At 35.6% G+C, this 23105-nt stretch carries 16 protein-coding genes; 6 read left to right on the top strand and 10 right to left on the bottom strand.

Features of this window, described 5'->3' with window-relative positions; translation table 11 throughout:
• Positions 1–121: 121 nt before the first annotated feature.
• The 5 genes from EZ449_RS09005 (at position 122) to EZ449_RS08985 (ending at position 8242) form a co-directional block, all read left to right on the top strand.
• Positions 122–2527 (top strand): TonB-dependent receptor, encoded by a 2406-nt coding sequence (locus EZ449_RS09005; RefSeq protein ID WP_225872273.1) that lies wholly within the window; start codon positions 122–124, stop codon positions 2525–2527.
• A gap of 133 nt (positions 2528–2660) precedes the next feature.
• A complete protein-coding gene (locus tag EZ449_RS09000; protein WP_131557864.1) occupies positions 2661–3101 on the top strand; it encodes a PaaI family thioesterase in 441 nt (146 codons plus the stop codon).
• Between the two features lie 99 nt (positions 3102–3200).
• Positions 3201–3443, top strand: a complete 243-nt coding sequence (locus EZ449_RS08995; protein ID WP_131557861.1) for a hypothetical protein — start codon at positions 3201–3203, stop codon at positions 3441–3443.
• 184 nt (positions 3444–3627) lie between these two features.
• Positions 3628–6810 carry a SusC/RagA family TonB-linked outer membrane protein gene (locus EZ449_RS08990; RefSeq protein WP_131557859.1) on the top strand — a complete coding sequence of 1061 codons (3183 nt, stop codon included), beginning with the start codon at positions 3628–3630 and terminating at the stop codon, positions 6808–6810.
• Between the two features lie 4 nt (positions 6811–6814).
• Positions 6815–8242, top strand: a complete 1428-nt coding sequence (locus tag EZ449_RS08985) for a SusD/RagB family nutrient-binding outer membrane lipoprotein (RefSeq protein WP_131557857.1) — start codon at positions 6815–6817, stop codon at positions 8240–8242.
• 141 nt (positions 8243–8383) lie between these two features.
• On the opposite strand, the gene EZ449_RS08980 is transcribed toward EZ449_RS08985, so the two are convergent.
• The 4 genes from EZ449_RS08980 to EZ449_RS08965 form a co-directional block, all read right to left on the bottom strand.
• Positions 8384–9661, bottom strand: coding sequence for a nucleoside recognition domain-containing protein (locus EZ449_RS08980; RefSeq protein WP_131557855.1), 1278 nt, complete (start codon positions 9659–9661; stop codon positions 8384–8386).
• Between the two features lie 120 nt (positions 9662–9781).
• The gene (locus tag EZ449_RS08975) at positions 9782–12640 is read right to left on the bottom strand and encodes a S9 family peptidase (RefSeq protein WP_131557853.1); all 2859 of its coding nucleotides are present in this window, start codon (positions 12638–12640) and stop codon (positions 9782–9784) included.
• A 315-nt stretch (positions 12641–12955) separates the two neighbouring features.
• A complete protein-coding gene (yidC, locus tag EZ449_RS08970; RefSeq protein WP_131557851.1) occupies positions 12956–14758 on the bottom strand; it encodes a membrane protein insertase YidC in 1803 nt (600 codons plus the stop codon).
• A 21-nt stretch (positions 14759–14779) separates the two neighbouring features.
• Positions 14780–16396: a CTP synthase gene (locus EZ449_RS08965; protein ID WP_131557849.1), complete on the bottom strand. Its 1617-nt coding sequence runs from the start codon at positions 16394–16396 to the stop codon at positions 14780–14782.
• Positions 16397–16811: 415 nt separating this feature from the next.
• Here EZ449_RS08965 and EZ449_RS08960 point away from each other — a divergent pair, with 415 nt between their 5' ends.
• The gene (locus tag EZ449_RS08960; RefSeq protein ID WP_131557847.1) at positions 16812–17933 is read left to right on the top strand and encodes a Fic family protein; all 1122 of its coding nucleotides are present in this window, start codon (positions 16812–16814) and stop codon (positions 17931–17933) included.
• A 142-nt stretch (positions 17934–18075) separates the two neighbouring features.
• Here the strand turns inward: EZ449_RS08960 and EZ449_RS08955 are convergent, their stop codons facing one another.
• The 6 genes from EZ449_RS08955 to trpS form a co-directional block, all read right to left on the bottom strand.
• Positions 18076–19209: a hypothetical protein gene (locus EZ449_RS08955; protein WP_131557844.1), complete on the bottom strand. Its 1134-nt coding sequence runs from the start codon at positions 19207–19209 to the stop codon at positions 18076–18078.
• A gap of 58 nt (positions 19210–19267) precedes the next feature.
• Positions 19268–19807, bottom strand: coding sequence for a hypothetical protein (locus EZ449_RS08950; RefSeq protein ID WP_131557842.1), 540 nt, complete (start codon positions 19805–19807; stop codon positions 19268–19270).
• Positions 19808–20080: 273 nt separating this feature from the next.
• Positions 20081–20869, bottom strand: a complete 789-nt coding sequence (gene kdsB / locus EZ449_RS08945) for a 3-deoxy-manno-octulosonate cytidylyltransferase (RefSeq protein ID WP_131557840.1) — start codon at positions 20867–20869, stop codon at positions 20081–20083.
• 3 nt (positions 20870–20872) lie between these two features.
• Positions 20873–21070, bottom strand: a complete 198-nt coding sequence (locus tag EZ449_RS08940) for a DUF5808 domain-containing protein (RefSeq protein ID WP_131557838.1) — start codon at positions 21068–21070, stop codon at positions 20873–20875.
• A 66-nt stretch (positions 21071–21136) separates the two neighbouring features.
• A complete protein-coding gene (locus EZ449_RS08935) occupies positions 21137–21751 on the bottom strand; it encodes a deoxynucleoside kinase (protein ID WP_131557836.1) in 615 nt (204 codons plus the stop codon).
• 113 nt (positions 21752–21864) lie between these two features.
• Positions 21865–22863 (bottom strand): tryptophan--tRNA ligase, encoded by a 999-nt coding sequence (trpS, locus tag EZ449_RS08930; RefSeq protein ID WP_131557834.1) that lies wholly within the window; start codon positions 22861–22863, stop codon positions 21865–21867.
• Positions 22864–23105: the final 242 nt, after the last annotated feature.

Below are 23105 nucleotides of genomic sequence, written 5' to 3'. Positions count from 1 at the left end.
TAGATTTATTTGGTAAGTATAAAATTAAATTTAGATTTGTCTAAAAATATATTTAGATAAATACTAAATCATGAAATCCATAATAATTTGCATTCTGTTTTTGTTCTCAACATTAAAAATAATGGCACAAACCCCTTGTGTTAAAGGTTTAGTTACCTCAAAAAATAGCCCAGTGGAGAATATCAATGTCAAAATATTGGGCTTACGCAGTTCAACCAAATCTATTTCGAATGGAACATTCCAATTAAATGGTGTTCCGAAAGGCGAATACGAAATTATTTTCTCAGGTATTGGTTATAAATCGGAAAGGATTAAAATCTTAATAAAATCCGACACCACAATTGTTAATGTAGATATTTTAAGTTTGGCAGAAGATTTAAGCGATGTGGTAATTACTGGGGTAAACCGGGCCACGCAGCTGCGAAAAAGTCCGGTTCCTATTGCTGTATTATCAAAAAAAGCAATGGATCAAAATGTAAATACAAATTTAATTGAAGCTATTGTAAAAGGTGTTCCTGGTGTTACAGCAGTAACTACAGGGCCAAATGTATCTAAGCCTTTTATTCGTGGTTTGGGTTATAATCGGGTATTAACATTATATGATGGCTTGAGGCAAGAGGGGCAACAATGGGGCGATGAACATGGTATTGAGGTTGATGAATATGGAATTGCCAGGGCAGAGGTTGTAAAAGGACCAGCAAGCTTAACTTATGGTTCAGATGCATTGGCTGGTGTAATCAATATGATTCCCTATAACCCTAATTTTGAAAAGGGCACGATGAAAGGAGATTTTACCACCAATTATCAAAGTAATAATGGCATGATAGGCTCATCATTGGGTTTTGCTTATGTTAAAAATAATTGGAAGTATATCATAAGGGCCACGGGTAAGGCAGCGCATAATTATTATAATAAAATTGATGGGTTGGTTTATGGAACCGCTTTTAAGGAGTACAATTTATCGGCAAGCGCAAGAGTTGATAAAGACTGGGGATTTTCCAAAACAGCTATAACCTATTATGATAACATGATGGAAATTCCCGATGGAAGTAGGGATTCGCTGACAAGGCAATTTACCAAACAGATTTTAGATGGGGGAGACGATATTAAGAATAGGCCAATTGCCTCTCGCAATGATTTAAATGGCTATGCTATCAATCCACTGCATCAACATATTCAACATTACCGATTTTACAATACCAGCCAGTTTAAATTTGGTGCTAGCGATTTAAATATTTTACTTGGAGGGCAACAAAGTGTTCGTAGAGAATATAATCACCCAACATTTCCTAATCAGGCAGGCTTGTACGTAGTTCTGAATACCTTTAATTATGATATTAAATATAATTTGCCTGATTTTTCGGGCGTTGAAAGTACAATTGGTGTAAATGGAATGTACCAAGGCAACAGGAGCAAGGCAGCTACAGATTTTCCAATTCCAGATTATGATTTGTTTGATATTGGCGCTTTTTATTTTGCAAAGAAAACTTTGGGGAAAATTGATGTATCAGGTGGAGTTAGAATGGATAGAAGAAACATCAATTGGGATAATTTCTTTGTTGGAACAAATGCCAATACTGGTTTTGGAGAGAAAGTAGAGGCAAATAATTCTACAGGTAATTTACAGTTTCCGTCGTTCAATAAAAACTATTATGGCTTTTCTGGTAGTTTGGGCTTAACCTATAATATTTCTGATAAACTCTTGATTAAGGCCAATATTGCCAGGGGATATCGTGCGCCAAATATAACTGAAATTGGATCTAATGGGCTAGATCCAGGTGCACACATAGTTTACTTGGGAAATAGAACCTTTAAGCCTGAATTTAATCTTCAAGAGGATATTGGAATTATTGCCTACTTAAAAGATGCCGATATCAGTTTAGAGCTGTTTAATAATAATATTCAGAACTATATTTATCAGTCTCGTTTATCCGATGCGAATGGAAACCCAGTGGTTATTGTTCCAGGAAATTTAACCTACCAATATCAACAATCCAAAGCAAGGTTGTATGGCGCTGAGTTTACCATAAATCTTCATCCATCAAGTGCTAAATGGTTGAGTTTTAATAATAGTTTAGCTTATGTGGTTGGCCTAAATCAAAATAAGGAATTATTAAGTAATCACCCAAAAACTGCTAAATATTTACCATTTATTCCTCCGTTGCAAATTAGATCTGAGCTTAAGGCAACTGCTAAAAAACCTATCGGATTTTTAGAAAAACCATACATTAAGGTTGATGTAGCAGTTTTTGCAGATCAAGATAAATTCTACGCCTTGGATGATACCGAAACATTCACAAAGGGATATACACTGGTAAACGCTGGAGTAGGATCATCCATAAAATCTAAATTAGGTAAAACGGTCATGGATCTTTTTATTCAGGTTGATAATATTTTCAATATCGCTCACCAATCAAATTTAAACCGATTAAAATATTTTGAATATTATCAATCATCTCCAAATGGAAGATCGGGGATTTATAACATGGGCAGAAACATGAGTTTTAAGATAATTGTACCGTTTTAAGGGTGGAAGAAATGGAAAATGTAAGATGGATGATATGTACTTTCTAAATTACAATAAACAAATTCCATCTCACATTTTTCATCATCCATAATTTGTTAACTTTACCTGATACATTACTACATTTTACATCCAAATGGAAGCATCATTAAGCGAACAAAGACTAAATTTTTTAAGGCAATCTATTGGAAAGGTTATCACAGCTTCTCCATCAAATTTTATGAATTGGCTCGCTCCGGTTTTAATTAAGGCAGAAAGTGGCATTTTAGTTTGCCAATACACCATACGAAAAGAAATGACTAATCCTTACCAAATTTTACATGGTGGTGTTACCGCAGGAATTATAGATGACTTAATTGGAGCAACAGTTTACACAATGGGTTTAAACGAACGATATACAACCGTAAATAATTACATAGATTATTTTGCGCCTGCAGTTGAGGGCGACGAAATTGTTGCAGAAACTGCTATTGTAAAGAGAGGAAAGACAATATTAAATCTTCAATGCGAGATATATTTACCATCAAAAAAGCGTTTAATAGCAAAAGGCTACTCCAACATGTTAAATATAGGTTAAGCCTTTATGATTAGTTAAGAATTATTTGTTGATTCCTTTAAATTAACAAAACATTCCTGCTAATTCATTGTTGTAATTTAACCAAAAATATAATGAGCCATGTTAGAAAATTATTCCACCCTACAATTTATTGTTAGAGGCAAAATTTTTAAGGGATTTTGCATGCGTATAAATGATGATTTTCATGAAACCTATGCTGTTGTTTTAGATGGATATCATTCTTTTTGTATTTGGCTTGATAATAATTCATCCAAATGGTATGCTTCTAAAAATGTAGTTATCGATCCTGATGCTATAGATGAGATCATTAATCGCATTTCCCTGCCCGAGCAAGTTTCTTAAACTCTGTAATAAAATTGTTGCCAGCCATTTTGATTCCTGATCATGCAGGTTTGTGCAGCCTTATGCGGTATTTTTCTTTTTTAAAAGGTTTGGATTAGCATAATCCTATTTTTAATGAATTGTGATTAGGTTAAAATTTGTATTTTAAGGCAACTTAACAAATCAACAACCTAAATCTTTCATTATGAACAGAAAATCTTTACTAATTTTATTAGGGATTTTAACCTGTTACGCAGTTTCTTATGCCCAAACAACCATAAAGGGCAAAGTTACCGACGAGAACAGTATTGGAATACCTGGCGTGAGTGTACTGGTAAAAGGCGGTACAGTTGGCGCTTCTACTAGTGGCGATGGTACGTACAGTATTGCCATTCCTGCAAGTAGCACCACATTAATTTTTACCTCAGTGGGCTTTACCAGCCAAGAGGTAGCAATCGGCGCTCAATCAATTATTAATGTTCAATTAGTTTCTGATGCTAAAAACCTTACTGAAGTGGTGGTTACCGCATTGGGCATCAAACGCTCTGAAAAATCAATTGGTTATGCTACTCAAAACATCGGCGGTGATAATTTAACGCTTACTAAAGAAAACAATGTTATTGGCTCTTTGGCCGGTAAAGTTGCTGGCGCACAAGTAACTGGATCTTCTGGTGCAAGTTTAGGTGGAACACAAAAAATTAAACTTAGAAGCGTTAATTCCATTGGCGGTGGTGGTGCACCATTAATGGTTATTGATGGAACACCTGTAATAGATTACAATTTTGGCGGTACTGAAAATGGTGTAGATTATGGCAATACTAGTCAGGATATTAACCCCGATGATGTTGAATCTATTAATGTACTTAAGGGGCCAGCAGCTTCGGCACTTTATGGTATCCGTGGCCAATATGGTGTCTTATTAATCACCACTAAAAAAGGAAGTCGTGGAGGCAAAAAAGTAGATATTACAGTAAGTTCGGCTTATACAATTGATAAGGTTGGTAATTTCTTGCCCTTACAAAATATTTACGGAGTAGGTAACAGTCAGGTTTTTTCAAAATTAACAAACGGTCAAAATTTTGTTAATGGAAATGATGAAAGTTGGGGACCAAAAATGGATGGAACACTAATTAGAAAGATCAATAGTTTTTATCCCCAAGATCCAGAATTTGGATTATTAAGCACTTTCGATCCTCAACCTAATAATATAAAGGATTACTTCGAAACTGGACAGAATATTAATAACGGCATTTCTGTTGCAGGTGGGAGTGAAAATTCAGACTACCGTTTAAGTTATACCAATGCTTATACAAAAGGTACTTATCCAAATACTTGGCTTAAGCGTAATAATTTTAGCTTAAGTTCCTCATTAGATATCACTAATAAATTTAAGGTGGGTGTAAACGCGAACTATGCCAATAATTCTGGCCAACGCCCAACTCAAGGCTATCAAGGTTCGTTTACTGGAGCTGTACAGTGGTTCCAACGTAATTTAGATGTTAATACATTAAGAAATTATCGTTATGCCGACGGAACCATTTTAAACTGGAATGTGAATCCAAATGCAGCAGGTGTAATTACCTCAAACAAACCAAGCGATTGGAATAATCCATTTTTTGATGCTTACGAAGTATTAAATAATGACGATCGTAACCATTTATTTGGTGATATCAATGCAAGCTATCAACTATTACCAGAATTAAAGATAAGTGGTTTTGTACGTAGTGATATCCTTATCCAAAATGTAACCCATAAAGAGCCACTGGGCGGTAGAAATTTAGATAATTACAATGTTCTTAAAGCTCAGGGAACTGATAATAATTATGAGTTTTTAGCGCAGTACAACAAAAATATTCAGGATTTCTCTATCAATATTAATGCAGGGGCAAATCTTTATACTAACAAATACACGCAGACTTTTCAATCAACAGTAGGAGGCTTATCGAGTCCAAATACTTATACCATTGCTGCATCGGTAGATAGACCAACTAGTACTTCTTATCTTCGCCAAAAACAAATAAGAAGTGTTTATGCTATGGGATCATTTGGTTTTAAGGATACTTATTTCTTAGATGCATCGATTCGTAACGATATTTCATCAGCCTTGCCAAAAGATAACAATTCATATTGGTATCCATCTGTTTCGGGTAGTTTCGTGTTTAGCAATTTAGTAAAATGGAAACATTTATCTTTCGGTAAATTAAGAGCGAGTTACGCCATTGCTGGTTCAGATCTTTCTCCATTCCAAATTGTAAATACCTATGGTTTTGGCAGTCCTTACCCAGCAACATCTGGAACAATCAGCTCTATGGTTGTGCCAGATGGTTTAAAAAATCCGGGTATCGAACCTTCATTTGCAAATTCATTTGAGGCTGGTATCGACTTAAGATTTTTAAATAATCGTTTAGGTGCAGCATTTACTTATTACAACCAGGAAAATAAAAATCAGGTAATTAATTTAAGCGTTTCGGGCGCTAGTGGTTACGATAGTTATGTGGTAAATGCAGGCTTAATTGCCAATAGGGGAATAGAGCTTACACTAACTGGCACACCAGTAAAATCAAAGCTATTTTCTTGGGATATTACCGTTAATTACGCCAAAAATAAAAATCAAATAAAAGAGTTATACCAAGATTTAAAGGTTTATCAATTGGATTTGAACACTTACTCAAGTCAAACTATTTTTTTAAATTCTACGCTTAATCAATCTTTCGGTAATTTAGTTGGTCCGGGTTATAAACGAGATCCAGCTACTGGAGAGAAATTACTCGGGGCCGATAACTTGCCGATTTCGGTAAACAATGTAGATTTTGGTAGCGTGGTACCTAATTATACTGGTGGTATCTTAAATAATTTCAGAATCTGGAAATTTGATTTAGCTGCAGCTTTAAGTTTTCAAAGTGGTGGCAAGTTTTTTAGCTGGAGCCAAATGTTAGCTGCAAAATCCGGTCAATCAGAAATAACAGCCGCCTTAAATGATAAAGGTATTAACGTTCGTGAACCTATTGCAAATGGGGGTGGTGTAAAAGTTTCGGGTATTTCATCGGTTACAGGCTTACCAGTAGAGGCTTATGTTGATGCCCGTACCTATTACAGAACAAATTTAGGAACGAAATTTTACGATGAATGGGTTTACGACGCATCCTACATCAAGCTTCGCGAATTAAGCTTAGGCTACAGTTTCGATGCTTCGTTGCTTGCTAAAACACCATTTAAAGCCATTAAGCTTTCTGCGGTAGTGCGTAACCCAGTAATGATCTGGCAAAAAGCTCCAAAAGGTGTAGATCCTTCGGAACTTTCATCAGGTAGCTCAAGCATCAGTTGGATTGAAAAAGGTGAATTACAAACCGTTCGCTCTTATGGTTTAACCTTAAACCTAAAATTTTAACATCATGAAAAATATATATAAACCATTGTTTTATTGCTTGATAGGGAGTTTTGTACTTAGCAGCTGTACAAAATTTAAAGATTCAATCAATACAGATCCGAATAGCCCAACAAAGGCATCAGGAACGCAATTAATTGCAAATGCAGAACAATTTTTACCAGGCTTAAGTTCTTCACCTTATGGCGTACATTATCCGCAATACCTTTCAAACACCTCATTTCCCGATAATTCAAGGTACGTAACTACAAACTTTAACTTTTACGGTTTGTACGAGGGGCCTTTAATGAATTTGCAAAATGTGATTGACAATACTGCTTTGGATGCAAGCGAGGGCCCAATCACCAATCAAATTGCTGTAGCTAAAATTTTAAAGGCATATTTTATGTGGCATGCAACTGATAGGTGGGGACCGCTACCATATAGCGAGGCCTGGAAAGGAAGCGGTAATTTTACGCCGAAATACGATACGCAGCAAGCCATTTACAATAGTCTATTTACATTGTTAGATGAGGCAAATGCCAGCATTACAGCGGGTGACATTAAAAACGACATTGTTTATCCGGGTACTGGAAATGTAGCCAAATGGAAAAAATTAGGCAATACCATCCACATGTTAATGGCACTACGATTAAGTAAGGTTGACCCTGCAAAAGGAACTTCTGAATTTAACAAAGCATTAGCAAATGGTATAATGAACGCCAATACCGATAATTTAGCTTATCCGCATTTGGCTGTTACCGCTCAAGAAAATTACTGGTACAACTCATTTACGGTTCTAAGTAGAAACTGGTTTGCGGTGAGTAAACCAGTGGTAGATTTCATGCTACCATTAAACGACCCACGACTACCAATTTTTGCCAATAAAAATACAGCTGGTAATTATGTTGGTTTGGATTATGGTTTATCAACCACTGTTACACCTGGTAATTACTCCTTATTGGGGAACGCCATTCGTCAGCAAAATTCGCCAGTTTACCTAGTTACATACGCACAAGCATTATTCGGTTTGGCGGAAGCTGCAAAAATTGGTTGGATTGCAGGTAGCGATGCTACCGCAAAAACCAATTACGATTTGGGTATTGAGCAATCTGTTCGCCAGTGGAATAATAATGATATTAGTGCTTTGGCAGCCTACAAACTGAATGCTTCAGTAGTTTACAATCCGGCAACAGCATTACAACAAATTGGGAATCAGCGTTGGGTACATTTATTCATGCATGGTTACGAGGGTTGGGCAGAATGGCGTAGAACTGGTTTCCCCACGTTTTTAGCACCAGCTCCAAATAATAATGGAAAACAGATTCCACGTAGAGAGGGATATCCAACGCAAGAAATAAATATTAATTCAGCCAACTACAATGCTGCAGTTGCAGCTTTTCCTTATGGCGGAAGCGATAACCTAGATGCTAGAGTTTGGTGGGATAAACCGTAGTTAATTGCTAAGGCCCATTTAAAGCCTCATATTTAAAGTTTTTAATTGAATCAAAAAATAAAATCCCCTACCTGATTTAAAATCTGGCAGGGGATTTTTATGTTGTATCTCTGAATAATTCCAGAATGATCTCATTAAGGTTTACCCAAAAAACATATAGCAAAGTGTAATTGCAGTAATGATCCCAACCAAATCTGCTAATAACATGGCACCAACAGCATAACGGGTATTTTTTACGCTAACCGACCCAAAATATACTGCAATTACATAAAATGTGGTATCGGATGAGCCTTGAAGAATTGCAGCTAATCGTCCTGCAAATGAATCTGCGCCGTGAATATTCATGGTGTCAATCATCATTCCTCTAGCACCGCTTCCACTTAATGGTTTGATTAATGCAGTAGGTATTCCATCAATAAATCTGGAATCGAGGTTTAAGGCTGTGCAGAAGCTTTTTAAACCATTAATGATAATATCAAATGTGCCACTTGTTCTTAAAAGACTTATGGCTACAAGCATGCCAACCAAATACGGGATAATTTTTATCGCCGTTTCAAAACCACCCTTTGCTCCTTCAACAAAGCTTTCGAACACGTTTACCTTTTTGTATAAACCACCTAAAATGATTAAAAAAAATATAAGTAATATAAGACCATTGCTTAATATACCTGAAAATGACTGCAGACCTGCTAAATCCAAAGTAATTAAGTAAACAACTAAAGCACCAATAACTGCAGATAAACATAAAACCCAGCCTAAAATAACAGGTTGAAAAATATTGATTTTCTGTTTAAAGGAAACGATGAACATAGCAGCCAAAGTAGCTACGAAAGTTGCAATCATGCAGGGTACAAAAATATCTGTGGGGTTAGCCGATGGTATTTTTAAAGAGGCTCTTGCTGCAATAATACTTACTGGAATTAAGGTTAATCCAGATGCATGTAAGCACAAAAACATAATCTGAGCATTGGAGGCCGTATCTTTATTCGGGTTTAAATCCTGCAAACTTTTCATGGCCTGCAACCCAAATGGGGTAGCGGCATTATCTAAGCCCAATAAGTTTGCAGAAAAATTCATCACCATGTGCCCCGTTGCTGGATGTCCTTTTGGGATTTCGGGAAACAATTTTGAAAAGAACGGACCAACTAATCTCGATAATAACCTAATGCCACCAGCATTTTCTGCAATGCTCATAAAACCCATAAAAAGTGCCATAATACCAATGAGTTTTAGGCAAATATCTACAGCGCCTAAACAAGTTTCGATTATGCCATTTAGCTTTAGTGGATTTAATGGATCATCTGACTTCCCAATTACCATCCAATTAAAAATATCGCTTTGCCCAAAGAAAAAACATTTAATACAGGCAATAACAATTGCAACTATTATAAATGCCGACCAAATTCTGCTTAATGCCATTAGGATTGTTTAGTTTTTTTGATGTGTGAAAATAGCTTTTTTACTTTAAAAGTCCATAGCTTTTAGTAATTGTACTATCAGCTATGGACTTCAGACTAAAGACTTTCGACTCTAGACTACCTAAGGTTTTTCGTCTGTTAATTCAAAACCCCAAGTTTTTCCTTTTTCAGTTGCAGGAACTCCACTTGTCATCCAGGCTGGAGCCTTTGCGCCTTTTAAGTAATAATCGAAGAATTGTTGCTCACGAATTTGAATATCCTTGCGGTTTTGGCGTTGAACTAAATTATGTGCCTCGCCATTGTAGTTTAACATCCAAACTGGTTTGCCCAAGCGACGTAAGCCTGTAAACATTTCAATACCTTGGTACCAAGGCACAGCACCATCGGCATCATTTGCCATGACTACTACTGGCGTATTTACTTTTGGAAACATAAATAACGGTGAATTCTCGATGTACAATTCTGGTTTCTCCCAAAGTGTGGCACCAATTCTACTTTGTGTTTTCTCATACTGAAATTGGCGATTCATACCAGATTCCCAACGGATTCCGCCGTAAGCAGAAGTCATGTTGGCTACAGGAGCGCCAGCCCAAGCTGCCGCATACATATTATTTTGGGTGATTAAATAAGCAACTTGGTAACCGCCCCAACTTTGGCCTTGAATACCGATTTTACTGCCATCAACCCAACTATTTTTCTTTAAACTTTCTACACCAGAATTAATAAATTCTACAGCAGATTGACCAGGATGACCAGCTTCATAACTAATATCTGGGGCAAAAACCAAATATCCGTTACTTACAAAGAATGAAATATTTAAGCGAGATGGAGTAGGAGCTGGCGCTTGGTAAGAATATAGGCCATCAGAAAGTTTCTCATAGAAATAAGCAATCATTGGGTATTTCTTATTTGGATCGAAGTTTTCTGGTTTGTATAAAATTCCTTCTGCCTTAAAGCCTTTTGGAGTAGTCCATTTTACTAACTCTGCAGTTCCCCAATTATAGTTTTGCTGCTGAGGATTGGTATTTGTAAGCTTAGTTTCTGTTTTAAAATCCGTAGTTACATACACATTTGGCGATTCTACATAATTGCCCTTATCGTAAATGTAAACATCTGCATCTTTCGCTTTAATTAAGTTTGAATACTTTGTTTTTGCCATTACCACCAATTCTGGAGCCTTAACTGATCCAACATTGGTACGATAAAAACCATTTTCTTTGGTGGTATTGTTGAAGCCATCAAGCCAAACCAATTCATTTGCTTTCACAAATTTATTATCCACAAATCTTTCTAATCGGTTGTCTTGTTGAACACGTTCATATCTAAAAGTGATCTTGTTTTCTCTACCGAAGCCGGCGGTAATATTTTTTGCTGGAGATTTTCCATCTGGTGAAAACGACCAAATATCGTATCTATCATTTAATAATACCGCTTTATCGCCCTCTGTCCAAGTTGCAATGCCGTATGATGAAGGCAAATCTGGTACATCGTTATCTTCATCAACAAATTTTACATTTAAACTTTCTGTCAAGGCCACAGTTTTTGCTGTTACAACATTGTAAGTGTACCAGTTTCCGTTTTTTCTATCGAAATACAAAACATAATTCCCGCCCGGAGAAGCCATTGCATTTCCGTTTAATCCAGAAATAATCTTCTTACGCTGACCAGTTTTAGTATCAACCAAATAATAATCTTTTGAGGTAGATCCACTCCATTGCGATTCAATTCTGTGTCCATAATCTGTAGAAGCCAACACAAAAGGAGCATCACCTTCGGCCATCATATTGGCATCAGGCAAGGTTAAATCCGTTAACGGAATAACTTTTGGATCACTACTGAAAACATCAATAACCGATAAATAGCTTTTTTTACTGTCGCGATCTGCATTTTTAAGCTGCATTGGCTGCAAGTAATCATCCTTGTAATTCCAAACATCAACCTTTGCAACTTCGAAATCAACGATTGTGGTATCCTTTGCCTTTTTAATAGGAGCGATACCGAAGAACAATTTCTTGCCATCTTTACTGAAATTCACTCTTCCATCACCACTAACAGACCATTTTGCAGGTAAGCCGGGCATGTCATAGTCAACAATGGTTTGTGCGGTATCTAGGGTTATTGAGTTATAATAAACATTGTATTTCTTTATTTCTTGCTTCTCTGGATCTTGCTCGCCAACAAAAGCAAGATGCTCACTGTCTTCATCAAAGGCGAAATTTTTAAAACTTCCTTTACCTTTTACTAAGGTTTTAAGCGTTCCCTTCTCCGTGCTTAGTAAAAATACACCTTGTGGAGCAGTTTTGTCTTTTTTAGATCCACTACAAGTAAACACAAGTTGTTTTCCATCTTTACTGAAATAATAATCGGTAACGAATTTGTAGGTTTTATCTGTTCCCGTTAAAAGATTTTTAACCACCAAATCTGTACCCTCTTCGGTTTTAGGTTTACCTGCAGGCTCGTCATCAGCAAAATCGGTTTCCGAATCTTTCTTCTCAACTGGTTTAACAGATTTTTTTGCGGTATCTGGTTTTTCGGTTAGGTACGCCATTACGCCAAAACCATCTTCAGGAAACTTAAATGATTTTACTCTTGCAACTTTTATAATTGCGTTTGTGGTGAGGTTGGCAATTCCTAATGAATCTTTTGGGGTTTCATCGGGTTTTTTCTTTTTAATTTTAGCCTGACGGATATCTTTATTTAAGGGACGGATGTTGAAAGCGGCAAATTCAGAATCGTTGCTAAACTGCGAGTTCATTCCCCTTGGAATATTTAATTTGGTATTGGTTTTTAAGTTGGTGATGAATAATTGCGCATCGCCCTCTTGCTGTAAAACGCCATACATTGCCCATTGGCCATTATTTGATAATTGCTTGGTTCCTACTGATTCCCAGGTATCATAAACACTATGATCTAAAGGTTTTTTTTGTGCGTAGGCGAAGCTGACAACGAAAAACAGAATGATTGTTAGACTCTTTTGCATTTTTAGAAATGAATTAGTTTGGTGGTTGAGATTTAATCTTCTAAAATTGGAATTTTTTGGCTCATTTAAAAGCTTGTACGCCAAATATTACAATAGAAAGGTGTTTTTTGCTGATAATTCCCTAGAGAAGTTTTACTAGGGATTAAATTGTTAGGATACTGAATCAAGTTCAGGAGGACGACCGTTCGTGGTTGGTTTTCTACGGCACTTGCCTAACCACCACGCTCATTCAGAACTTGTTTCAGCATTCTAAAAACAAAAAAAAATCCTCTATCACAATTGGCGATAGAGGATTTGAATTATATTTAATTACAATTATTTTTTTGCTTGTTGTTGCTGACGCATATAATCATCTAAACGTTGTTGAAATTTAGATTTCTTCTTTTTCTCATCAGCTGGTCTAGCCTTGTTTTGTTGAATCAAGGCGTGGATTTTATCATCATCAACCATTTTGCGAATTAAGAACTGCTGTCCGAAAGTCATTAAATTGGCTAAGAAATAATAGTAATTTAATCCGGCAGGATAGCTATTTAAAACACCTAAGAAAATGATTGGCATAATGTAACCAATGTATTTCATTTGACCAGTTGCACCAGAAACCTGATTGTTAAAGTAGGTCATGATTAAGGTAGAAATCGTCATCAAAACACACATTAAGCTTAGGTGGTCACCGATAAAAGGGATTTTGAAGCCGAATTTTATAAATTCATCGTAAGTTGATAAATCTTTCATCCATAAGAAACTCTCGCCACGTAACTCAAATAAGTTAGGGAAGAAGAAGAAGAAAGCCATCACCAATGGTAATTGTAAAACCATTGGTAAACATCCACCGAGCGGATTTACACCCGCTTTCTTGTAGAGTTTTAAATATTCCTGTTGAACCAATGTTGCATTATCTTCACCAACTTTAGCTTTAATTTCATCCATTTCTGGCTTTAAAACCCTCATTTTTGCCATAGATAAGTATGACTTGTAAGTAAGTGGCGAAAGCGCTAGTTTAAGTAGAATCGTAAGTACAAAAATGATTAAACCATAATTCCAATTGAAGCTATTTAAAAAGTTAAATACAGGTAACACGATAAAACGGTTAATGTATTTCAAAGGCCAATAGCCCATATCTACTTGCTGTTCCAAATCATAACCCTGTGCCTTTAAAGCAGAGAATTTGTTAGTTCCAAAATAGAATTCCATTTCGTAAGATTGGTTTGCAGTGTGTGCGTAAGGTAATTGCATGTTGGCATCGTAGTACTTTACCTCTCCTGCTGCGGTGGGGATTTTAACTTCTAAACTTCCTTTTTCAAATGCTTGTTTAGCAATTAATGTTGCAGAGAAAAAATGTTGCTTAAATGAAAACCATTGAATTTTACCTTTCGTTAAATCCTCTTTTTCATCTTTCGAAACACTCAGGTGATCTACACTTCCATCAAAATACTTATAATAGGGCGCAGAGTAACGGTGCTCACTTTCTAAAGATTTTTCTTGTTGTAATAAAGTTGTTTGCCAATTTAAACCAATTGTATTGCCAGCAATTACTTGTTGTAAACCAACTAAATTAATATTGAAGCCAACTTTGTTACTTAACGCTTTCAAGTCATAAACATATTCTACATAAGCATTTGCGCCATAATTTGCACGCATGGTTACGTTATTTCCTGTTTTAGTAGGCGTGAAGTATAAATCGTTGGTATTGATTGCTTTACCAGCTGCATTTAAGGTTAATCCAAATTTGTTAGCATCTCCATTAAATAAGATTAGCGGTTTGCCGGCAAAGGTTTTTTGACCTTTAACCTGAACCGATGAAATTCTACCACCTTTATTGCTTAAAGTGATTAATAAATTTTCGTTTTCTAATACTGTGTTTGATGCTGTTCCAGTTAATGCAGTTCCAAATGGCCCTTTTAAAGCTAAGGAATCTACAACTGGTATTGTGCTAACTGTTTTTGTAGTATCTTTTTGAACTGGTTTTATGCCAGCTTTTTTTAGCGAATCTGCTCTCTTTGTTGAGTCAATTGTGAATTGCTCTCTTTTTATTTCAGCGTCCTTTGGCCCTAAAAAGTAGAATGATCCTGCCAAAATGATCATTATCAGGAACAATCCTGTAAAGGTATTTCTATCCATTATATTTGTTTGTACTGCTTATTAATTCGTTTTCTTTTTCGCAAACTCCATCGCCGCGGCGACAAATTTAACAAAAAGTGGGTGAGGATTAGCAACTGTTGATTTTAATTCTGGGTGAAACTGCCCGCCAACAAAAAATGGATGGTTTTTAAGCTCCACAATTTCCACCAAATTGGTTTGTGGATTTATACCCGAAGCAATCATTCCAGCTTCTTCGTATTGCTTTAAATAATCGTTGTTAAATTCATAACGGTGGCGATGGCGCTCGTTTATGTGTGCTTTTCCATAAATAGAAAATGCTTTTGTGCCTTTTTTAATATCGCAAGGATAAGAGCCTAAACGCATTGTTCCACCTTTGTTGGTTATTTTTTTCTGCTCTTCCATCATGTTAATTACTGGATTTGCAGCATTCTCTTCAATCTCTGTAGTATGAGCATCTTTCAGTCCTAAAACATTACGACCGAATTCGATTACGGCACATTGCATACCCAAACAGATTCCGAAGAAAGGAATGTTGTTTTCACGAACGTATTTTATGGTATCAATTTTTCCTTCGATACCACGACTTCCAAAACCTGGAGCAACTAATACACCATTTAGGTGACTTAACTTCTCTTTTACGTTATCGGGGAAAATACCTTCAGAATGAATATATTCTACACGAACCTTACATTCGTTTTTAGATCCTGCATGTACAAAAGATTCGATTATCGATTTGTAAGCGTCAGGCAATTCTACATATTTACCAACCAAGCCAATAGTAACATCGGCGGTTGGATTTTTTAAATGACCAAGAAACTCTTTCCAGCTTTCCATATCTGGTTCGTTTTTAGTCGGAAGTTTCAACTTAGCTAAAACAGTTTTGTCTAATTGTTCTTTCATCATCAACAACGGAACATCATAAATTGTAGATGCATCCATCGATTCGATTACCGCATTGATGTTAACGTTACAAAAAAGCGCAATTTTTTTTCTGATATCCATGTTAATTGGATGCTCAGTACGGCAAACCAAAATATCTGGCTGAATACCATATTCCAACAAAGCCTTAACAGAGTGTTGTGTTGGTTTTGTTTTCAACTCACCAGCAGCAGCTAAATAAGGCACTAAAGTTAAGTGAATTACAATGGCATTAGAGCTTCCTTCTTCCCATTTAAACTGGCGAACAGCTTCGATAAACGGTAAGGATTCGATATCACCAACAGTACCACCAAGCTCAGTAATTACGATATCAAATTCACCAGTATCGCCTAAGATGCGCATATTGCGTTTAATCTCATCCGTAATGTGTGGCACAACCTGAACGGTTTTACCCAAATATTCGCCTTTACGTTCTTTGTTAATTACGTTTTGATAAATACGACCTGTAGTGATGTTATTTGCTTGCGAAGTTGGAACATTAAGAAAACGCTCGTAATGACCAAGATCTAAATCGGTTTCTGCACCATCTTCAGTTACAAAACATTCGCCATGCTCGTAAGGATTTAAAGTTCCTGGATCGATATTGATGTACGGATCGAATTTCTGAATGGTTACACGGTAGCCACGTGCCTGTAAAAGTTTAGCTAAAGATGCGGAAATGATGCCCTTACCCAACGAGGAAGTAACACCGCCCGTAACAAAAATATACTTAGTCATGTTTGTTTTTTTTTACAGCAAAATGTAATTATTGCCGCTTTTTGTACGGGATACAAAGATATGAAAATTACTCGTTTTTGTAGATTTAAAAAGAAGATATTTTAAAAATGATAATGCTGTGTTTTTCAGAAAATTAAACATTTGATTGCTGTTTTCTGTAAAGTAAAAACCTGTAGTTCCTTTAACTTTTAGTTCTGTTTTCCGCTTTATCCTTTTTGTTATTGGCGATTTAGAAAACAATTTATGTGCTTCAAAAAAGGATAACGCTACAACCAGGTTTAGTTAATTTAAGTCATTCTTAAAACCTTAAAAACTCAAATGCGAAGAATAATAAGTCTAATCGACGCAATATTTGCGTAGAATACGAAAGTATTGCGGAGAATAATTATTACATTCGTTGCATAATCTGCGAAGAATGAGTTTTTATATCTATCAAAATAAGCAATGGCCCAATTTTACTTGGGATTCTGATTCGGTTAATAGCCGATTGGTTGAGGTGCGCCATGAGCAAGGTAGGTTGTTGGGTAGGATGGAAAATTTAGGATTTAATTTGAAAGAAGAGGCAACGCTGCAAACCTTAACTCAAGATGTTGTAAAAACAAGTGAGATAGAGGGTGAAGTGCTAAATGAAAATCAGGTAAGATCATCTATAGTTAGGCGGTTGGATATGAATATAGCTGGCCTTGTTCCATCTGATCGAAACGTTGATGGTGTGGTGAAAATGACATTAGATGCCACTCAAAATTACAGCGCAGAATTAAATAAGGCTAGATTATTTGATTGGCATACCGCCTTATTTCCCAATTTAAATCGTGGTGTTTATAAAATCGTGGTGGGCGATTGGCGAAATAATACAAAGGATGATCCAATGCAGGTTGTTTCTGTATCAATCGGTAAAGAAATAATTCATTTTCAAGCCCCTGATGCTAAAGAATTAGAAACTGAAATGAATGCTCTACTTGTTTGGATAAATAAAGAAAATAGACTTGATTTAGTGTTAAAGGCAGGGATAGCACATTTATGGTTTGTTACGCTTCACCCGTTTGATGATGGAAATGGACGTATAGCAAGGGCAATAACTGATATGTTTTTAGCAAGGGCTGATAAAAATAAAAATCGCTTTTATAGTATGTCGGCACAGATAAGGGCGGAAAGAAACGAATATTATACTATTTTAGAAAAAACGCAAAAGGGCGATTTAGATATCACTGAATGGTTATTGTGGTTTTTAAATTGCTTTCAAAAAGCAGTGTTAAATACCAATCAAACCTTAAATAAAATAATATTCAAATCTAAATTTTGGGAAAAGGCTTCGGTATTAAGGTTGAATGAGCGCCAAAAATTGATGATTAATAAATTATTAGATGGTTTTGATGGGAAGTTAAATTCTTCCAAGTGGGCAAAAATTACCAAATGTTCTCAAGATACCGCTATAAGGGATATACAAAATCTGGTCGATAAACAGATACTTCAAAAAGAAGCAGCTGGTGGAAGGAGTACAAGTTATTTTCTAAATGAAAATTTTGTGAATAGGTAGTTTAATTCTTGCACCTAACCACACTTACGCTTGTCAATTTGTTATCCTTATCGTAAGAATAAGTTTTGGTTGCCCCATCTTGAGCGGCGTAGGTAATTGATTTAAAGTTTTGATCGCCAGAACCATTGCGGCCAATAAAAATTTACTTGTTCTTTTCTCTGATCAACTCGTTTTGTAGATTTAACTTTCTAGGGTTTAAGGAGAAAGAACTAAAGCCTGAAAAAATTGAATCCGAATCATTTTTGTATTGATAAATCATTTCGCTATCTACCTTGCCTTCTCGAATAATGCGACCAAATTTATCGTAGATGTAAGTAATGTCCCAAATTAAAGATTGATCTGATCTTTTCGAAAGTCGACGGACACATTGCATTTGATCATTTAAGAAAAATGTTTCGAAACTATAGGGTTTGCCGCGACTCAAACTTACGGTGTGGTATTTGTCTTTTTCATAGATGAATACGGTAGTATCTGCCAATTTTTCATCTCCACTTATAATTTTTCTAATTAAACCATCTTCATCTCTTTCGTATTTGGAATAGCCGTTTTCTTTACCATCAACAGTGTTCACCATTAACTCCATTTCATTCTTATCGTTGTAAAGATATTTTGCTCCATAAGTAGATTTCATTGTCATTAAACTATCGCCAAACATTTCAAAAATCCTTTCCTTGCAATTCATTCTAATGCTTCCATCATCGTAAACTTTGCTGTAATGAACAGAATTTACGTTCTTTATAAGTTTCGAAGCATAATTTTTATCAGTAGCAAATTTTATCTTTAGGATTTGTGCCATTTCCTGCTGAGCATTTTTTTCGTTATTTGCATCTAAAGTTTTAGGAACCAAATAATCTGCATTGCCAATATTTAGATAGGTTTTAATTGTTTTTAGGTATTGATCTGGGTGAGTGACCAATATCGGTTGATCTTTTCCGTTTGAGATCACCATTCCAAAAGGTTTCTTTGTATTCGGCCTGTAGAAAAAAAAGTGACCATTAGCATTGTGATACTCGACCACATTTTCTTTTCCAATATCAAATATGGGGAAGTTGCTGTAAACAGCGCCAAAATATTTATTTATTTCTTTGCCTTTTAGCTTATGGTTCTTAAAATTAATGGTTCCATCATCAACACCGAAGAACATTACATTTGGAGATGGTTCCGTAAAATTTACGGCAGATTTAGTGTTTGCCGGTTTTGTTTTTAAGAATAAAGCTTGCGAGTAAGCGATTATAGAAATACTTAGGCAAAGGAGAAGTAGCGTCAGTTTTTTCATGGTAGATCGATGCATAAGTTGATATGGATAACTACAATGAATGGGGAAGAGGATTTGATTAGCAGCAGTTATAATAAATTTTTACTTTCTGCTCTTTTTCACTCCAAGCAATGTAAATATTATTTTCCTTACCCAAGCGATATTTGAAGCCATTTAATCCAGACTTTTTTAATTCTTCGTAAAGGGCTTTGTCTGGGGTATAATTATCTGCTTTATCTTCTGGAATTACCGCTGGTTCAAGAAAATTATCTTCGGCAAAAAAATCATCAGCAATAGTTTTTAAGAAGATTATTTGATATTTTTCTTTCGATAAATCGACATTAGGATCTGTACTACCGAGTAAATCCGTTCCTTTTAATTTGGCATTATAAATCTCTTTACCCAAAGCATTTTTAATGGAAAAAGTTAAAACCATATCTTCAGGTTTTCTACCTGTTAATTCAATTTTGAAAGTATCTAGCTTATCTAAGCTAGAAAAAGACTTCGCAATACTTTGATTTACGTTTTTAAATTCGATGGAATTTTGTTTTTTGCGATCAGCATTGCAGGCTGAAAGCACAAGTGTGCAAAATAAAACGAAAAGCATTAGATTTCTCATATTCAAAACTACAAATTTAATGGATATATCAAATTGGATGTTGGAATAAGGGACCAAGATTGTGGATCAAAATCGAAAATTGATGGAATTTAGTTAATAAGTTAAGAATGCCGCAGATTCGCAGATTTTATCTTTATAAATTTAAGATGACAATTTGATAATTAGTTTTAAATCTTAATCTGCAAATCTGCGGCTAAAAACTATTCTGCAACAGTATTTAAAACCTGTTAATTTAAAGCGAGAAAACAATTTTAATCTGCTGCAAGTTTAAGATTATTCCATTTTTAAGGAAGCAATCAATTTATTTAATTTCAATAAATCTTCTGGAGTGTCAATAGCAACTGTCTCTAAATCAGTGATTTTTGTTTGAATGTAAAAGCCGTTTTCAATCCAGCGAAGTTGCTCTAAACTTTCGGCCAATTCTAAAGATGATGGAGGTAATTTGGTGATGGCCTTTAATGATTCTGTACGATAACCATAAATGCCAATATGTTTGTAAAACTGGTGCTTTTCTGCCCAAACACCAGGTTCGCCATTTCTAATAAATGGAATCGGACTCCGACTAAAGTACATCGCCCTGCCATTTACATCAATAACAACCTTTGGGCTATTGGGGTTGTAAATGCTTTCTTGACTTTGAATGGGTTTAATTAACGTAGCTAACTGAACTTTCTCTTCAATAAAACAGCTAGCCAATAAATCAATCTGAGCAGGCTCTATAAAAGGTTCATCACCTTGAATGTTAATCACGATATCAAATTCAGGGAATTGCTCAATCACTTCTGCACATCTATCCGTTCCGCTTTGATGATGCGAAGCCGTAAAAACAAATTCACCTCTAAATCTTTTCACTTCATCAGCAATTCGTTCGTCATCCGTAGCGATTACTACTTTCGATAAACTTTTTGCTTTAAATGCTTGTTCGTAAACACGTTGAATCATCGTTTTGCCAGCGATATCAACTAAAGGTTTGCCCGGAAAGCGGGTAGAGGCGTAGCGAGCAGGAATAATTCCGATTACCCTTAAATCCCCTAAAGGAGATTTTGAATTTCCATCGTTCATATATTAAGCTTGATAGATTCTGTAAAAAACGAATGCAAAAATTAACCCTATGAAAATGTAAGATATTGGATGAGCAAAATTGAATGTCCAGCCTAGCAATTTAATGCGTTTCGGAACAATCAATCTAGAATCATTTCTATTGAAATAGAAAGTTCCCCATTTCCAGTTCGATGGATTTTCATGCTCAAAATCTTTTTTCATGCTTATAAAATTAAAACTTTGTTTTTCCACTTTACCTATAGCTCCACTTTCAGGGGGCTGGGGGAATTAAAACAACCCGTTTATTTCAGCCTCAATAGATTGAATTACCGTTCCTAAATCTTCAGGATTATTGGTAAAATCCAACTTATCTTTATCTAAAATTAAAAGTTTACCAAGATTGTATCCTTTAATCCAGGCCTCATATTTTTCGTTTAGTTTCGAAAGATAATCAATGCGAATACCAGCTTCATATTCACGACCACGGCGTTGAATGTTATTTACCAAAGTAGGAACTGAGGCACGTAAGTAAACCAATAAATCTGGTGGTTTAATAAATGAGGTAATGTTATCGAAGATTGCACGATAATTATCATGATCACGAGTAGTCATCAATGCCATATCATGCAGGTTTTCTGCAAAAATATGCGCATCCTCATAAATCGTTCTATCTTGAATTACATTACGCTTATTTACCTCAATATCAGTGATTTGTTGAAAACGACTATTTAAAAAATAAATCTGAAGATTAAAACTCCAGCGTTTCATATCACTATAAAAATCTTCTAAATAAGGATTGTTGTCCACAGCTTCGTATAAAGCTTCCCATTCATAATTTTTAGCCAATAAACCAGTTAACGTTGTTTTACCGGCCCCTATATTCCCTACGATTGCTATGTGCATATTACTTAGATATGAGATTTGAGATAAGAGATTTGAGAATTTTGACTTAAGGTAAAGCAATTTGCCTTAAATCTCGAATCTTGCATCTATCTTCCCAAATCTATTAAATATTATTAAAAACTTTTAAATCCGATTAAACTACGAACCTCTCTGATGGTTTTTTGAGCACTTTCACGAGCTTTTAAAGCACCATGTTTAGCAACTTGACGTAAATAAGAATCATCTTTAGCAATATCCTGAATACGCTCACGCATTGGTGCGGTTGCAACAATCATATCTTCTGCCAGTTGTTTCTTAAAATCGCCATAACGAATCTGCATTTTGCTGTATAAATCTTCAAAATGTTGGTGCGTATCTGCAGTCGAAACCACTTTCATCAAATCGAATAAATTTTGAATCGGTTCTGGTTTTGGTTGGTTTTCTGCTGTCGGACCGCCATCACTCACCGCTTTCATCACTTTCTTACGAATAGTTTCCGGATCATCGGATAAGTAAACCGCGTTGGCTTCTCCTTCTGATTTGCCCATTTTGCCTTTTCCATCTAAACCAGGAACTTTAACTAACTTCTCAGAATAGCTAAAGGCATAAGGCTCAGGGAAATACTCAGTTTCATATAATCTATTAAAACGGTTTCCGAAAGTACGGGCCATTTCCAAATGTTGTTCTTGATCTTTTCCAACAGGTACTTTTGTTGCTTTATGAATTAAAATATCGGCAGCCATTAATACCGGATAAGTTAATAAACCAGCATTTACATTGTCTGGATTGGAACGAACTTTATCCTTAAACGAAGTACTGCGTTCCAATTCGCCCATATAAGCATTCATATTTAGGTATAAATAAAGCTCAGCAATTTCTGGAACATCACTTTGTATGTAAATGGTACTATTTTCTGGATCAATTCCACTTGCCAAATATTCTACTAAAACGTGTTTAATGTTTCCGTGTAAATCTGCCGGGGTAGGATGTGTTGTTAAAGAGTGTAAATCGGCAATAAAAAAGTAGCAATTGTAATCATTCTGCATTTGCACAAAGTTTTTTACCGCACCGTAATAATTTCCCAAATGTAATTTTCCTGTTGAGCGAATACCGCTCACCACTGTTTCTTTCATAATGGCACGAAATTAAAAATAAAAAGCTTGCAAAGTATATTATAGATTTAATTTTATTAGCTCATCAGCTTACGAGGTTTGGCGGGCGTTATTGTTCATGAATAGACCTACGAAGTTTAGTTGGGTCGTGGTGGCGGTAAACTTCGTAGGTCTCATAAGTTAATTCCTTTTAAACTTACGAAGTTCTGCCTCACTTTTGGCCATTTGAAACTTCGTAAGTTGGGCCGTAATTTGACTTACGA

The organism is Pedobacter frigidisoli (assembly GCF_004331675.1).
Classification (GTDB): Bacteria; Bacteroidota; Bacteroidia; order Sphingobacteriales; family Sphingobacteriaceae; genus Pedobacter; species Pedobacter frigidisoli.
This window is presented reverse-complemented; position numbering and strand designations above follow the sequence as displayed.

Coding starts and splice junctions, on each gene's coding strand:
- EZ449_RS08965 (WP_131557849.1), bottom strand. CDS start 16,396: ATGACTAAGTATATTTTTGTTACGGGCGGTGTTACTTCCTCGTTGGGT.
- yidC (WP_131557851.1), bottom strand. CDS start 14,758: ATGGATAGAAATACCTTTACAGGATTGTTCCTGATAATGATCATTTTG.
- trpS (WP_131557834.1), bottom strand. CDS start 22,863: ATGAAAGAAACAGTGGTGAGCGGTATTCGCTCAACAGGAAAATTACAT.
- EZ449_RS08935 (WP_131557836.1), bottom strand. CDS start 21,751: ATGCACATAGCAATCGTAGGGAATATAGGGGCCGGTAAAACAACGTTA.
- EZ449_RS09000 (WP_131557864.1), top strand. CDS start 2,661: ATGGAAGCATCATTAAGCGAACAAAGACTAAATTTTTTAAGGCAATCT.
- EZ449_RS08950 (WP_131557842.1), bottom strand. CDS start 19,807: ATGAGAAATCTAATGCTTTTCGTTTTATTTTGCACACTTGTGCTTTCA.
- EZ449_RS08975 (WP_131557853.1), bottom strand. CDS start 12,640: ATGCAAAAGAGTCTAACAATCATTCTGTTTTTCGTTGTCAGCTTCGCC.
- EZ449_RS08990 (WP_131557859.1), top strand. CDS start 3,628: ATGAACAGAAAATCTTTACTAATTTTATTAGGGATTTTAACCTGTTAC.
- EZ449_RS08995 (WP_131557861.1), top strand. CDS start 3,201: ATGTTAGAAAATTATTCCACCCTACAATTTATTGTTAGAGGCAAAATT.
- EZ449_RS08960 (WP_131557847.1), top strand. CDS start 16,812: ATGAGTTTTTATATCTATCAAAATAAGCAATGGCCCAATTTTACTTGG.
- EZ449_RS08980 (WP_131557855.1), bottom strand. CDS start 9,661: ATGGCATTAAGCAGAATTTGGTCGGCATTTATAATAGTTGCAATTGTT.
- EZ449_RS08985 (WP_131557857.1), top strand. CDS start 6,815: ATGAAAAATATATATAAACCATTGTTTTATTGCTTGATAGGGAGTTTT.
- EZ449_RS09005 (WP_225872273.1), top strand. CDS start 122: ATGGCACAAACCCCTTGTGTTAAAGGTTTAGTTACCTCAAAAAATAGC.
- kdsB (WP_131557840.1), bottom strand. CDS start 20,869: ATGAACGATGGAAATTCAAAATCTCCTTTAGGGGATTTAAGGGTAATC.
- EZ449_RS08955 (WP_131557844.1), bottom strand. CDS start 19,209: ATGAAAAAACTGACGCTACTTCTCCTTTGCCTAAGTATTTCTATAATC.
- EZ449_RS08940 (WP_131557838.1), bottom strand. CDS start 21,070: ATGAAAAAAGATTTTGAGCATGAAAATCCATCGAACTGGAAATGGGGA.